This window comes from Brevibacillus sp. SKDU10 (genome assembly GCF_001645205.1).
Taxonomy (GTDB): Bacteria; Bacillota; Bacilli; order Brevibacillales; family Brevibacillaceae; genus Brevibacillus_B; species Brevibacillus_B halotolerans.
In genome coordinates this window covers 1-13,863 of sequence record NZ_LSSO01000166.1, presented here as the reverse complement: position 1 = coordinate 13,863, position 13,863 = coordinate 1, and the positions used below count along the sequence as shown (strand labels likewise).

The following is a 13,863-nucleotide window of genomic DNA, read 5'->3' as shown; positions in this document are numbered from 1 at the left end:
TTCTGTGTATAAATGATTTAACGCTCCATTACACCTACAAACCCAACTAAGACCGAAAAAAGATTACACTTCTTTCATTTTTGATTTAACGCGTGTCGCTTTTGTCGTCTTTAATGTCTTGCCTGTGAAAATTTTGATCTCTTGTGCCGCTTTCTGGATTATTTTCGGATCAACCTGTTTTATGTCATACTCCAGTTGGGCTACGCCTAGTTTAGTATTTTCAAAACGTACAGTAGCTTCTCGGAAGTTCATGCTACCAATTGCAGTTAAATATAAGGATGCTGGCAAAATAATTTTTGTGACACGATTTTTGAAATGAGTTTGATTCAGGGGAGTTCGGGCGTTCGCTTCCAAAGTGACTGGCTTCTCGTCCTTCTCCTCAACAGGAGCTAGCAGCTTGATTCTAGCCACATTACATCCCTCTACTTCCATGAAAAAAGCTGGCACAATAGAATGTGACAGCTTTTTTCTAAAGATCATTTTTGTCTATATCCGTACTTTTACTTTTGGATCGTTACCTTACTTCCATCCTTCAACAGTGTCTGTCCTTTTACGACGACCTGTTGATCTGCCTTCACTCCTGTCAGGATTTCGATTGATTCGCTAGAACCTTCTCCTGTGGTTACCGCGACTTGCTTTGCTATCTCGCCTTCTACGATGTAAACATACTGCTTCCCATCGCGATCGAACACGGCCTTGCGGGGAACAACTACCTTTTCCTGTCCTTTTCCTTGTTGCCCTAATACATTCATGTTCACAACCATATCCGCTTTCAGCTCGTTGTTTGGATTAGGGATTGATATTTCGATGGGATAGGCTTTGAGCTGTTGATCCATCACCGGGCTGACAGCTGCTACTTTAGCTGTCATTTCTTTTCCCAATGCCGTGATTTTCACTTTTACCTCATCGCCAACCTTCACCTGTGAAATATCCTGTTCAGACAAATTAGCCTTTACAACAAGCGGATTGGTATTAACTAATGTGACAACAGGGCTTTGTGGAGAAGCCACCTGTCCAACCGCTCCATTCACACTGGAAATGTACCCGCTGAAAGGAGCTTTTACTACTGCATTCCCCAGTTGTGTCCGAGCATTTTCTAAGCTTACAGCCGCTTGCTTAACAGAAGCCTCCGATACACCTACTGCTGACATTTGTGTGGCTGATTTCAGGCCTTCCTGCGCATTTGCAACCGCTGTTCTTGCATTAGCAAGCTGTGTATTTGCTTGTTCATATTGTTGCAGAGCTATTGCGCCTTGATTAAATAGCGTTTGCATCCGCTGTTGATTTCGTTCTGCATCCTGTAGGGCTGTTTGGGCTTGGCTCAAGCTATTCTTCGCTTGTTCAAGACCTTGACTGGAGCTATTGCCTGCTTGGTTTAAATTCGCCTTCGCTACCTGATATGCCGCTTCTGCCTGTTTGATCGAATTGATCACATCTTGTTCATCTACACTAAACAAAGTTTCTCCTTGTTTTACATATTGTCCTAAACGAACAGGTAAGGAGGTGATTTTCCCAGACAATTTTGGACTCAACTGCACATCCTGACTAGGCGCTAATTTAGCCGTAAAGCCTGCACTAGAGGAAACTGTCCCTAGCTTAGACATTTCAATCTGAACCGGTGTTACGCTCTCCGTCTGTTCTGTCGGAGTATTCTCTGCCGCTTGATTCGAACATCCCGCTACTAAGAACAGAGCGGATGCTGCTACTAGAATCATTTTTTTATTCATCGTTGTTTTTGCTTTCAATTTCATTTCCCCCTCCTCTATCTCTTCGCCTTTACGACTTCGCTACCGCAATAGCTGCTTGTTGTTTCTTTAGTCGTTTTTGTTCTTTCTTGTGTTTACGTTTAGAAGACCAATCATCGAACCAAGTATACACGACTGGAATCAACACAAGGGTAATGAGGGTAGCAAAGCTTAATCCGAAAATAACTGTGATCGCCATCGGAGCTTGTGATTCACTACCAGAGCCTGTGGCAAAAGCTAATGGACCAATTGCTAGAATGGTAGTCAATGTCGTCATGAGAATGGGACGCAAGCGTACAGGCCCTGCTTCCAAAATCGCATCCCTCACACTCATGCCTTTGTCTCGCAATTGATTTGCATAATCTATTAATACGATGGCGTTATTGACGACCAAACCAATCAGCAGAATATATCCAATGAACACGGACACACTGATCGAGGTATTGGTAAACAACAGGCCAAGCATAACCCCTGCAAAGGTAGGCGGGATAGAGAACATGATAATAAACGGCGTATATAAGGATTCAAATTGAGCCGCCATTACCATATAAAGTAGGACGACTGACAAAATAACAGCCAATCCAAGACTACTAAAGGACTCCATCATATCTTTACTCTCTCCGCCGTACTCAATTTTATAGCCATCTGGCAGGGAGAGCTTGTCTAGCTTCGTTTGTACATCCGTAGTGACTGAATTCAAATCACGTCCTGCTAAATCACCTGTGATTTTTACTTCACGAGTCTGATTCGAGCGATTAATCGTTAGCGGTGCCTCTACTTTTGTCACCTCTGCAACAGAAGACAACGCTACCTGTGCGCCGCCTGGTGCAGTTATGCGCAAGCTATTCAAGTAATTCGTATCTTCCTGATACTGTGCGGGCCATTTTAATTGCACATTGATTTCATCATCACCCGTGCGATATTTTGTCACCGTCTGTCCGTTAAATGCTGTACCCACAGCCGTTAAAATCTGTCCAGAGCTTAGCCCGTACATACTTGCTTTCTCTGCATCGATTTTTACTTCAAATTCATGCTGCGTATCATCTAAGGTGGTCACCACATTACTGGTTCCCGGGACATTGATTACCTCTTGCTTAATAATCCCGCTCACATCTTTTAGAACCTCGATATCATCACCGCGTAAGGTAATCTGTAATGGCGAGCCTGTGGACATACCAGCAGACTGTTCTTTCACCTTAATTTCAGCACCCGCAATCGATGCGACCTGCTTACGCAAATCTGCCATTATCTCCTGAGTGGAGCGTTTGCGATCCTTTACGTCAACCAGTTTTAAATCGACGGTTGCTTTGTTAGAAGTAGAGGTAGCCACGGCCGCTGAACCACCGCTACCAATCGAAGTGCTCAGGATATCCAGCTCCGGTACTTGCGCCGCTATCTTTTCCACTTGTTGGGATACCTTCTTTGTTTCTTCCAAAACAGTACCGTTAGGCATCTTAATATCAATTGTAACTTGTCCCTGATCCATCGATGGCATAAATTCTGCCCCAACCAACGGAGTCAGCGCTATAGAACCTATCATCATGGCAACCGTAACAATCGCCACTGTTTTACGGTGATTCAGAGAAAAATCTAACAGCCTTTTATAGCCTTTTTCTACCTTGTGAAATCCAATATTGAACCAAATTACCGGGTTAATTCCACGATATCCTTCCCGCTTGTTATGCTCTGGTACTTTTTTGAGTATCCGTGAGCTTAACATTGGTACTAGGATAATGGAAAAGACCAAAGCGGCAATGTGAGAATACACAACTGTTAGAGCTAGGGGTCTAAAAATTTCTGCTGCAATACCGTCAACCAGCGCAATTGGCAGGAATACACATATCTGCGCCAAAGCAGAAGCCATTACAGCAGTACCCACTTCCTTGGAACCATCTAACGCAGCTTCTACCATGCCTTTCCCTTTTTCCCTTTGACGGAAAATGTTCTCCAGCATTACGACCGCGAAGTCAACCAGTGAACCTAGTCCGAGCGTCAACCCTGATAGGGAAATCAGATTGATCGTTTGACCAGTCGCATACATCAGCAAGAAGGTGGAGATGATTGAGATGGGCAGCACGATGATCGCAACAATCATTGATTGGAAGCTACCTAAGAAGAAGAACAAAATAATAATCCCAAACAATCCACCGAACAAGGCATGCTCTGCTGTGGTGTAGATTGAATCTTTAATAAACGTGGACGAATCCAGCGTAGTTGTTAGTTGTAAATGGGAAGGTAAGGTCTTCTCAATCTCTTTCATTTCCTGACTAACAGCATCCGCTACCTGAATGGTATTTCCACCAGATGCTTTTGTAATGGTAATGCCTAAGCTTGGTTTACCATTAACGTAACTGAACTGATTGATTTTCGCCGTTGTATCGTTGATGGTAGCAATATCTTGCAGGCGAAGGGAGCCATTTCCCATGCGAATTGGTGTTAGTCCGATTTTAGCTACACTATCGTACTCGCCCTGAACTCGAATATTATATTTGCCATCTCCTTCACGTACGGCACCACCTGAACCGGACAGGTTGTTGCTGGCAATCGCCTGCTGAATTTGGTCGATGGTCAATCCATACGACGAAATTTTAGCAGGGTCGAGCACTACGTCCACCACGCGATCCTGACCACCGACCAGATTTACTCCAGCCACACCATCAATTCTTTCTAAGCGGTTTTGAATGGAGTCCTCTGCTACCTTCTTCAATTGGTTGACATCATCCTCGCCTGTTAGGGCAAATGTCATAATCGGCATGCTATTTGGATCAATCCGCAGAACCTGTGGAGATTTCGCTGAGGATGGGAGCATTTGTCGCACTCGATCAACCTTCTCCCGCAATTCCAATGTAGCTTGATCCAAATCGGTCCCCCAGTTAAAGCTGAGAATAACCTGTGATGCTCCTTGAATCGAAATAGATGATACTTCCTTTAAATTGGCAACCGTTCCTACTGCACTTTCTATCGGTTTCGTTACCAGCTTCTCCACTTCGCTCGGCGCCGCGCCATCCACAGATGTAACGACAACTGCAACTGGAAAATTCAGCTCTGGATACAAATCAATAGCCAATTTTGGCAGAGAAACGATCCCAAAAATCATGACTGCAAGGGTCAACATGATAATGAGAACAGGTCTCTTGACCGACACTTCAGATATATTCACTCTTTTTCACCTCACCAATGTCTTAACTAGTTATTCTTTTTTTGGTTGTATACATTTCTTGCAAGACATGGAGGGATGAAATCATCTGAGTCGTCTGTTGCTCAAACGTCTCCATTTCCGCTTGGCGTCCCGCGAATTCATTCGCATGATCGAATCGTGGGGACATTGCAACCCAAACCAATCGTTTATCCTTTTTATCCTTGAGCCTTATGACGATGTTATCTCGTTCTAGGCGATCAATTAATCCAGATACCGTACTGTACGAAAGACTAACCGCCTTGCTGATTTCCCCAATGGTTTTCGGGTCGTGCACAATTTGCTCCAGAATCAGCACTTGCTGCCAGGTGATATCTTTGCTTTCTAATTCTTCACGTGTGATCCATGTAAAAAGGGCACTCGCTTCTTTGAGAAGTTTCGCCATGGTAATCAACTCTTCCATCCAAGCCACCTCCTGCCGTTGGTCAATTGTTCGCAATACGAAATGTCACAGGTTTCATTGTAGCCGCAAGTTGAAATAGGTAAATCTATCGAGGGATGGAAAACCGTAGCACTGGCTCGTCTATCTAGAGATAGATGACACCCCGTGCTACAATAGAACGTGAACAAGCGATCGAAAAATTTGAAGAAGGGCGTGCTACACATTGATTGATAACATAACAAAAGCCCTCCGCAAACGACTCTTACTGGTCTGGTTCTTAGCCTTATCTCTTTTGACATGGCTGCCAAACTCCTATAATCATGAATCACCTATACAATTTGTGTTTTCCGTATTACTGTTCTGTGGGTATTTGATCTTATTTTGGACCTCCTCTATTCAACTGCCCTCCATAAAAATGACTGTCATTCTTTTACTAGTCGGGGGCGTTACCCTATTTAAAGGCATTTATCTGGGTCCAGAGGGGTTTGGAATGATCATCCTGCTGGGGATTATTATCGGCCTGCGCATTGATAAAAAATATTCGTTGCCGTTAGCCACCTTTTTTGGAGTGGTTACCTGTGTATTACTCATCTGGATAACTCATAGCTATACCACACATGTTGCTCCATTTTTGCTTTCCTTTATTGGGTGCTATCTGGGTGCACGCGGGTATCGTTCCCATCATGAAGCGTATCAATTAAATCAACAGCATTTAAAGGAACTGCAAATCGCACATACAAAACTGCAGGATGCACATAATGAATTGCAGGAAATGACTGTAAATACATTGCAAGTAGCCGTGTTGGAGGAGCGAAATCGGATCGCGCGTGATATTCATGACTCGTTAGGTCACAGTCTTACTTCTCTCATCGTGCAGCTACATGCGCTTACCTATATGTTAAAGTCCGGCCCAAATGATGCACAGACGGCAGTCAACAATATGCTGGATGTAGCGAAGCAAAGCTTGGAGGATATCCGCGGCTCCGTTCATACCCTTGCAGTCGATAAGCGGACGTTTGGCTTAACGCCATTACAAGCTCTTTTGTCGCAAACAGAGAAAAATACGGACCTGTCCTGTTCGTTTGTAACGAATGAGGAAGAGATAGATTTAACAAACGAGGTAACGATTGTTTTTTATCGAATTTTACAAGAAGCTATTACGAATACATTGCGTCATTCCAATGCCACCGCCATGTGGGTTGAAATTAGGAAGATGGCTGATTCCATCGTTTTAGCCATTCGCGACAACGGCCAAAATCGTTCTCAGGAAGGGGTTAAACCTGGTTTTGGTTTATCTGGCATGAGAGAACGTATCACGAAATTAAACGGAACGCTGACATATCAGATGAGGGAACCATTTGGCTTTGAAATTACTGCAACCATTCCTTACCATCATTCATCTTTAGAAGGGAACACATAGCTGCTATGGTAGATTATAAACATCAAAAGATTCGAGTCATGCTGGCAGACGATCAAAAGATGATCAGACAGGGTCTTGGGTATGTCATTAATGTTCAGGAGGATATGGAGGTTATTGGAGAAGCGGCGGATGGTGAAGAGATCATCAATCTGGCTTGCGAGCTGAGGCCTGATGTCATTCTCATGGACGTACAAATGCCCAAGTGTACAGGTATTGAAGCGACAAGCGAAATTGTAAAACATGTACCGAAAGTGAAGGTTCTTATATTAACGACATTCGATAACCATGATTACGTTGTGGATGGCATTCTAGCAGGTGCGGTTGGTTATATGCTGAAGGATGCCGATTCTCAGGAGATGTTAGACTTAATTCGCCGTGCTTACAATGGAGAAGCTTCTTTTCACACAGCGACGGCTGCTAAAGCATTAGCAGAGGTCTTACAGAAACAAAAATCCGAAACGACCGCCACACCTCATGCCGACAAACCGCAGGAAGCTTATCTGAAAGAGCATACTCTCGTACTGCTGGATGAACTTACAGAACGAGAACAGGATGTTTTGCAGCAATTAGCGTTTGGCTTTCGCAATGATCAAATTGCTCAAAATCTCTTTATCTCGGAAGGTACGGTAAAATCCCATGTCCATCGCATTTTACAAAAGCTAAATGTCGATGATCGGACACAGGCAGTAGTCCTAGCGCTACGGCATAAATTGGTAAAGTAAATTCTATCTAGAGATAGATGACAAGTGCCCTGTATGTTAGAAATGTGAAAAGGACGGAGCCGCAATGGTTCCCGTCCTTTTTTATCTGTGTAACGCTTTATTTTGCAACACGCAAAAATTACTGAATGCGTAATGCTGCTGGAGACTGCTCGACATGAGAGAGCTTTATAAGCAATACGAAGGCAATCACGATAAATCCTCCAATCATGCCAACAACTCCGGCCCATCCAAATAACGACCAGAACAAACCACCAAACGTCCCACCTAAACTCGATCCAGCATAATAGAAGAATAAGTACAAGGAGGAAGCCTGTGCTTTATCATGAGTAGCTAATCTGCCTACCCAGCTGCTGGCGATCGAATGCCCGCCAAAAAAACCAAATGTAAAGATTGCAATTCCCGCAATTTTACTAAATAAATGAGGCTCCAATGTAAGTCCAATGCCCCCAAACATAATAGCTAAAGACATCCACAGCATTTTAGCCCGCCCAAGTCTGTCTGCCATCTTGCCCATCCAAGTAGAGCTAAACGTACCAACTAAATACACAATAAAAATCCAGCCAACAATTGTTTGCGAAAGTGAATATGGCGGCTCAACTAACTGATAGCCGATGTAATTATATAACGTCACAAAGCTGCCCATTAGCAGAAAGCCAAGTCCATATAAATAAAGCAAGCGATGGTCCGTACAATGGCTCCAGAGTGATTTTGCCAATGTCTTTACCTCTAGTTTGCGCGGTGAAAAATGTCTGGAGGGCGGAAGCATAATCCAGAACAAAATCGTGCACAAGAGGCTCAACACACCAATTCCAATCAGAGCCACATGCCAGTTAAACAAATCGGTTAGCGTCCCTGTGATGATTCGTCCGCCCATTCCGCCAATCGAATTTCCGCTTATATACAGCCCCATTGCTACGCCTAAGCTATTTTTGTCAATTTCTTCACCCAGATAAGCCATGGCAATAGCCGGTAACCCAGCTAGAACCATCCCGACCAGTATACGAATGCCCAGTAACATTTGAAATTGATAGCTAAACGCTGAACACACTGCCAACAACGAAGCTCCAATCAAGGAAACCATCATAATCGGTTTGCGTCCCCACGCCTCAGACAATGAACCGAGAAATAACAAACTTATGGCTAAAGCCATCGTAGTTACAGATAAGGAAAGACTGGCCAGCGTTGGAGAAACCTGAAATTCCTTCGTGAATTCAGGCAACAAAGGCTGTGTGCAGTACAGGATAGCAAATGTATTTAACCCTCCTGCAAACAACGCTATGTTGGTTCTGCGAAATGCGCTTGACCCTTGCTTGATATAACTCATGGTGTAAATCCTCTCTCTTTATTATTCAGTTAGAAAACGTAGCTATCCGGTTCTGTTGATGTCTCAAACAGATTAGATATAGTGCTCCTTTACAAACGAGATGAATCTTCTTGCAACAGGAGACAAATAACGCTTTTCTTTCCATGCGAGTCCAATGGTTCGTTCACAGCCTGGATCTAGCACACGTAAGAGTGATACCTTCGATTTATCCAGCACGTTTACATCAGGAACAAGACTTACTCCCAATTTAACTGCCACCAGACCAGCTATTGTAGCAATCTCCTCTCCTTCAAAGGTGATGGCGGGAGTAAAGCCAGCTTGCTTGCAAAGCGTATCTGTCAAGGTTCGCAGACCATAACCCTGCTTGAAGGAAATAAAAGGTTCATTGGCAATCTCCTTTAGCTCGATCTGTGTCCGATTCGCCAAAGGATGCGTCTTGGAAACAATGAGAAACAGCTCCTCTGTAATTAAAGGCTCCCAATGCACCTCATCTATTGGCTCCAGCATGGAAAACAGGGCGATATCAATTAAACCCGTTTTTAGCTGTTCTACAATCTGATCCATGGATGCTTGATGTAAATGAAAGCTGACCTGTGGATATTGCAGACGAAACGAACGAATAAATTCGGGTACTACTTCAATCCCTAAGGAATGTAAAAAAGCGATCTGTATTTTGCCGTGATCAGGGTTAATCAGGTCCTGAATTTCCTGCTTCCCCTCTTCTATCTCCTGAATGGCTCGCTCCACTCGCTTTAAGAATAGCTCCCCGTATTGATTCAGTACGATATTTCGCCCTTTTCGCTCAAACAAAGGCGTATTTAACTCCTCCTCCAAACGAGCAATTGCTCTGCTTAAGGCGGGTTGGGACACATTTAACAGCTCTGCCGATCGTGTAATGTGCTGTGTTTGTGCTACCTTGCGAAAATATAAAATTTGTTGCCATTCCATCAGTTACGTCTCCGTTTTGTTTTCTTTTGTCTTTTGTGTATCATACTTCATGTTTGTCATGACTTCAATTTACGTATTTGCATGATATTCATGCGTTTGTGTTATGAATGACAGGACACATACAAAAGTCATCGGGATTGGTTCATACGTTCGTCAACTTAAAATCGCAGTAAAATCAAGGTTAGCGCAATAGACGCACGGTCTGTCATTGCCAGTCATGCTCTGGGCAAATTACGTCGTAAAAAGAGAAAAAAATAGACACGCTTTCTCTCATTAGAGATGAAAGGTGTCTCAATTAGCCTGTGCTCTCTCCCTGTAGACAAGAGAGTAACAAGGATATTTACACAATAGGCTTGTCCGCCACTACAATCGGATGCTTAATTTTACTTTTGGTTTTGAATGACCACTTCAGATACCACTAGGCGTTGTCTTGGCTTCACATTTGCCATAATAACATCAGCAACATCATCTGGTTCCATCAGGTGCTTCATGCGTTCTTCCGTGAAAATACCATCCCAGAATTCCGTTTTCATGCCTCCCATGTAAATTCCGACTACTTGAATAGGCGTTTCTTTTAGCTCAATGGCTAAGCTCTCTGTAAAGCCTCTCACACCAAATTTGCTGGCACAGTATACAGACTCATTTGCTTTTCCTACTTTGCCGGCCGTAGATACGATATTAATAATCGTTCCATCATTCTGCTCTTTCATTTGCTTTACTGCTGCCTGAGTACTAAAAATCGTTCCCTTTAGATTAATATCAATCATTTGGTGAACAGCTTCCTCGGTAAGGTTTTCAGCCAAATCAAAGCTTCCTGTCCCCGCATTGTTGATCAATACATCAATTCTATTATACGTATTGAGAATGGAGGCCATGATTTCCATGATAGCTTGTTTATTCGCAACATCGCCTTCGTGGATGGAATAGCTGCCGGTCAATTGCTCAGCGATCCGTTCAAGCTTTGCCTTGGTTCGTCCAAGCAAGCAAACATGAAAGCCTTGCTCCGAGTAACGTTTCGCTAAAGAAGCACCTAACCCGCTTCCTGCCCCTGTAATCACAACAACCTGTTTGTCCATACTTTTTCACCATTCCCTCGTACAGTATCTATCCTTGTTAAGCCCGATTCATCTTCAAGACTTCATGTGAAATCGTGTATAATGGGCTCATGGATTATAGTGTATCATGCTTTTTATCCAGCTATAACAACTAGTTGCACTTACAAATTTGACATAACAAAAGGCATTTACGTATCATCATTTATACTAAGTTAAAAATGGGAGGATTGCCGACATGGATTTTAAAGGAAAAAAAGCGTTAATTACCGGAGCAGGAAAAGGAATTGGACGTGCGATTGCCGTCGCTTTGGCAAAAGAAGGAACCCATCTAGGTTTGGTCGCCCGCACAGAATCTGATCTACAGGGGTTGGCTGCTGAGCTTGCAAAAACCTACGGTGTTACGGTTAGTATTGCAACTGCTGACATCTCAAAACGCAGCGATGTAGAAGCCGCATATGCCAAAATTAAAGCAGAGCTTGGCTCTGTAGACATCCTGATCAATAATGCTGGCACTGCTACTTTCGGTACAGTCGCAGACATGGACCCAGCGGAGTGGGAGCGCATCGTTTCTGTGAATTTGTTTGGAACCTACTACATGACGTATGCGGCGTTGCCTGATATGATCGCTCAAAACAGCGGAAATATCATCAACGTAGCCTCTACTGCTGGAGAACGCGGTTTTGCAACAGGCTCTGCGTACTGCGCTTCCAAATTTGCCGTAATGGGCTTTACCGAATCCCTATTGCAAGAGGTGCGCAAACACAACATTCGCGTCACAGCTCTGACTCCAAGCACTGTCAACACCGAGCTAGCTGTTAATGCCGGTCTAAAAATCGGTTCAGAGGATCATATGATGCAGCCAGAGGATGTAGCAGAGCTAACCTTAGCCACCCTGCGTTTGCCTGAGCGTGTCTTCATTAAAACATCTGGAATTTGGACCACGAATCCACAATAATCATAGAGATTTATTCATAAAAAGAAGCCCTCTTTGTCTGCTGAAAAGAGGACTTCTTTTTTTTTGCACCTGTTAAAAACTCTTTTTGCTTGTTACAATGTTTTTCGGTAGAATTACCTGTATTACTTACTCAGGAGGTAAGCGAGTTGCTGCTCTCTTATAAAAAACGGCGCTTAAGCTCCGTACAAATTATTGTCATGTTTTATCTCAGCAGTGTTATCCTCGCTGCATTGCTTCTCTGGTTACCCATCTTTCACCAGCCTGGCGTATCTATATCTTTTGTAGATTCTTTATTTACGGCAGCCAGTGCGATTAGCGTAACGGGTCTAACCGTCATCAAAATTAGTGAAGTGTTTAATCAGAGCGGAATTATTTTACTCACCTTGTTCTTTCAAATTGGTGGAATCGGCATTATGACCTTAGGTACCTTTTTGTGGATGATGCTTGGACAACGAATCGGCTTAGAACAAAGAAAATGGATTGCTACGGACCACAATCGTCCCACTCTCTCGGGATTGGTCAAATTAACGCGAAGCATTTTATTGCTAACCATCTTAATTGAGCTAATCGGTACGCTATTGCTAGGCAGTTATTTTTTTTGGACTGGCTATCAGACTGATTGGTATACCGCCTACTACTATGGCTACTTTGTTTCCATTAGCGCATTTACCAATGCTGGATTCGATATCTTTGGTAATTCCCTGCTCAGCTTCTCGGGGGATTATTTCGTCCAAAGCGTGAATATGATCCTCATCATCTGTGGAGCGATCGGGTTTCCTGTGCTGATAGAACTGGTCAGCTACGCAACTCATCGAAAAGGTCAATATCGCTTTACGTTTTCCTTATTCACAAAGGTAACAACCTTGACTTTCTTCACATTAATCGTGGTTGGGACACTGCTCTTTTACTTTTTTGAAAGGAATGCCTTTTTACAGGATAAAACCTGGCATGAAGCGCTTTTTTACTCCCTGTTCCAATCTGTTTCTACACGAAGCGGCGGCTTAGCCACGATGGATATCGGCTTACTGTCCACCCCTACCCTTGTCATGCTATCCGGCATGATGTTTATCGGGGCTTCTCCCAGCAGTGTAGGGGGAGGGATTCGGACAACTACGTTTTTCGTTCTAATTGCGACCGTATATACTTATATGCGTGGACAAAAGGATGTAAAAGTATTTGGTCGTGAGCTGGTCCAGGAAGATGTCTTCAAATCGTTTATGGTGTTCTTTGTCGCAATCACCATGGTGTTCACGGCAGTTATTTTCATGGTGTGGTTCGAGGACCTATCGATACAGGCCATTTTATTTGAAGTCTGTTCAGCCTTTGGTACAACTGGCTTGTCGATGGGAATTACTTCGGAATTAAGCACACCTGGTAAGCTCATTCTCATCATCATGATGGTGATTGGACGGATTGGGATTATCAACCTGTTACTATTCTTAAAAAAGGATGCTCCGTCTGTTCGTTATCATTATCCAAAAGAGCGGATGATTATTGGTCAATAGGAAGAGAAAAAGGCGCTTGGAAGGAGCGCCTTTTTTGTCGTTCTGCTTCCGTACCTCCCATCTTCAAAGAAGTTCTAGACAATCCTGATCTTTTGCTTATTCACCTATATTCGACGAACCATTCGAAAAAAAATCTCTTTTTATGCGTTTTATTTTTCATCCTGTATTACACTAGAGGCATATCAAAGATAAAGAAATGGCTGTTATCAGATTAAAGGAGGATTATTGACATGCAAGCACCTAACAAATGGGCTGAGGTTGATCAGTATTTCAACAGTATGCTACTTCCGTCTGATCCAATTCTGGAAGGAGTTCTCCAAGCAAATGCTAAAGCCGGCATGCCTGCCATTGATGTCGCACCAAATCAAGGGAAGCTCTTATACCTGCTCGCCAAAATCAGAGGCGCTAAGAAGATTTTAGAAATAGGGACACTTGGTGGATACAGCAGTATCTGGCTTGCTCGTGCCTTGCCGGAAGATGGTCAGCTTATTTCCTTGGAGTATGAGCCAGCATTCGCTCAGGTTGCAAAAGAGAATATAAAAAAAGCGGGGCTTGCTGAAAAAGTAACCATTCTTGTAGGCCCTGCACTAGAAACACTCCCAACCCTTCAA

Annotated in this window: 12 protein-coding genes; 5 read left to right on the top strand and 7 right to left on the bottom strand. The window is 43.5% G+C overall.

Annotated features, from left to right (window positions below):
• Positions 1-63: 63 nt before the first annotated feature.
• The 4 genes from AYJ08_RS13840 to AYJ08_RS13825 form a co-directional block, all read right to left on the bottom strand.
• Positions 64-411, bottom strand: coding sequence for a hypothetical protein (locus tag AYJ08_RS13840; RefSeq protein ID WP_157452869.1), 348 nt, complete (start codon positions 409-411; stop codon positions 64-66).
• 89 nt (positions 412-500) lie between these two features.
• Positions 501-1,751 (bottom strand): efflux RND transporter periplasmic adaptor subunit, encoded by a 1,251-nt coding sequence (locus AYJ08_RS13835; protein ID WP_064018217.1) that lies wholly within the window; start codon positions 1,749-1,751, stop codon positions 501-503.
• Between the two features lie 25 nt (positions 1,752-1,776).
• Positions 1,777-4,905, bottom strand: coding sequence for an efflux RND transporter permease subunit (locus AYJ08_RS13830; RefSeq protein WP_064018216.1), 3,129 nt, complete (start codon positions 4,903-4,905; stop codon positions 1,777-1,779).
• Positions 4,906-4,927: 22 nt separating this feature from the next.
• A complete protein-coding gene (locus tag AYJ08_RS13825) occupies positions 4,928-5,344 on the bottom strand; it encodes a MarR family transcriptional regulator (protein ID WP_003339765.1) in 417 nt (138 codons plus the stop codon).
• Between the two features lie 202 nt (positions 5,345-5,546).
• Here AYJ08_RS13825 and AYJ08_RS13820 point away from each other — a divergent pair, with 202 nt between their 5' ends.
• Both AYJ08_RS13820 and AYJ08_RS13815 read left to right on the top strand, forming a co-directional pair.
• On the top strand, positions 5,547-6,743 hold the full coding sequence (locus AYJ08_RS13820) for a sensor histidine kinase (protein WP_082890960.1): 1,197 nt from the start codon (positions 5,547-5,549) through the stop codon (positions 6,741-6,743).
• 5 nt (positions 6,744-6,748) lie between these two features.
• Positions 6,749-7,465 (top strand): response regulator transcription factor, encoded by a 717-nt coding sequence (locus AYJ08_RS13815; RefSeq protein ID WP_064018215.1) that lies wholly within the window; start codon positions 6,749-6,751, stop codon positions 7,463-7,465.
• Positions 7,466-7,583: 118 nt separating this feature from the next.
• On the opposite strand, the gene AYJ08_RS13810 is transcribed toward AYJ08_RS13815, so the two are convergent.
• The 3 genes from AYJ08_RS13810 to AYJ08_RS13800 all read right to left on the bottom strand — a co-directional run bounded on the left by AYJ08_RS13810 (position 7,584) and on the right by AYJ08_RS13800 (position 10,813).
• Positions 7,584-8,789: an MFS transporter gene (locus tag AYJ08_RS13810; RefSeq protein WP_064018214.1), complete on the bottom strand. Its 1,206-nt coding sequence runs from the start codon at positions 8,787-8,789 to the stop codon at positions 7,584-7,586.
• Positions 8,790-8,861: 72 nt separating this feature from the next.
• Entirely contained in the window at positions 8,862-9,737 is an 876-nt protein-coding gene (locus tag AYJ08_RS13805; RefSeq protein WP_003338822.1) for a LysR family transcriptional regulator, read from the bottom strand.
• Between the two features lie 383 nt (positions 9,738-10,120).
• A complete protein-coding gene (locus AYJ08_RS13800; protein ID WP_064018213.1) occupies positions 10,121-10,813 on the bottom strand; it encodes an SDR family oxidoreductase in 693 nt (230 codons plus the stop codon).
• A gap of 214 nt (positions 10,814-11,027) precedes the next feature.
• Here AYJ08_RS13800 and AYJ08_RS13795 point away from each other — a divergent pair, with 214 nt between their 5' ends.
• The 3 genes from AYJ08_RS13795 to AYJ08_RS13785 form a co-directional block, all read left to right on the top strand.
• Positions 11,028-11,747, top strand: a complete 720-nt coding sequence (locus tag AYJ08_RS13795; RefSeq protein ID WP_064018212.1) for a 3-ketoacyl-ACP reductase — start codon at positions 11,028-11,030, stop codon at positions 11,745-11,747.
• 146 nt (positions 11,748-11,893) lie between these two features.
• Positions 11,894-13,252 carry a TrkH family potassium uptake protein gene (locus AYJ08_RS13790; protein ID WP_064018211.1) on the top strand — a complete coding sequence of 453 codons (1,359 nt, stop codon included), beginning with the start codon at positions 11,894-11,896 and terminating at the stop codon, positions 13,250-13,252.
• Positions 13,253-13,482: 230 nt separating this feature from the next.
• A partial coding sequence (locus AYJ08_RS13785; protein ID WP_197490666.1) for an O-methyltransferase occupies positions 13,483-13,863 on the top strand: 381 nt, incomplete at its 3' end.

Bases quoted from the DNA above. Each gene is read 5' to 3' on its own strand.
- AYJ08_RS13835 (WP_064018217.1), bottom strand. From the start codon at position 1,751: ATGAAATTGAAAGCAAAAACAACGATGAATAAAAAAATGATTCTAGTA.
- AYJ08_RS13825 (WP_003339765.1), bottom strand. From the start codon at position 5,344: ATGGAAGAGTTGATTACCATGGCGAAACTTCTCAAAGAAGCGAGTGCC.
- AYJ08_RS13815 (WP_064018215.1), top strand. From the start codon at position 6,749: ATGGTAGATTATAAACATCAAAAGATTCGAGTCATGCTGGCAGACGAT.
- AYJ08_RS13810 (WP_064018214.1), bottom strand. From the start codon at position 8,789: ATGAGTTATATCAAGCAAGGGTCAAGCGCATTTCGCAGAACCAACATA.
- AYJ08_RS13805 (WP_003338822.1), bottom strand. From the start codon at position 9,737: ATGGAATGGCAACAAATTTTATATTTTCGCAAGGTAGCACAAACACAG.
- AYJ08_RS13800 (WP_064018213.1), bottom strand. From the start codon at position 10,813: ATGGACAAACAGGTTGTTGTGATTACAGGGGCAGGAAGCGGGTTAGGT.
- AYJ08_RS13795 (WP_064018212.1), top strand. From the start codon at position 11,028: ATGGATTTTAAAGGAAAAAAAGCGTTAATTACCGGAGCAGGAAAAGGA.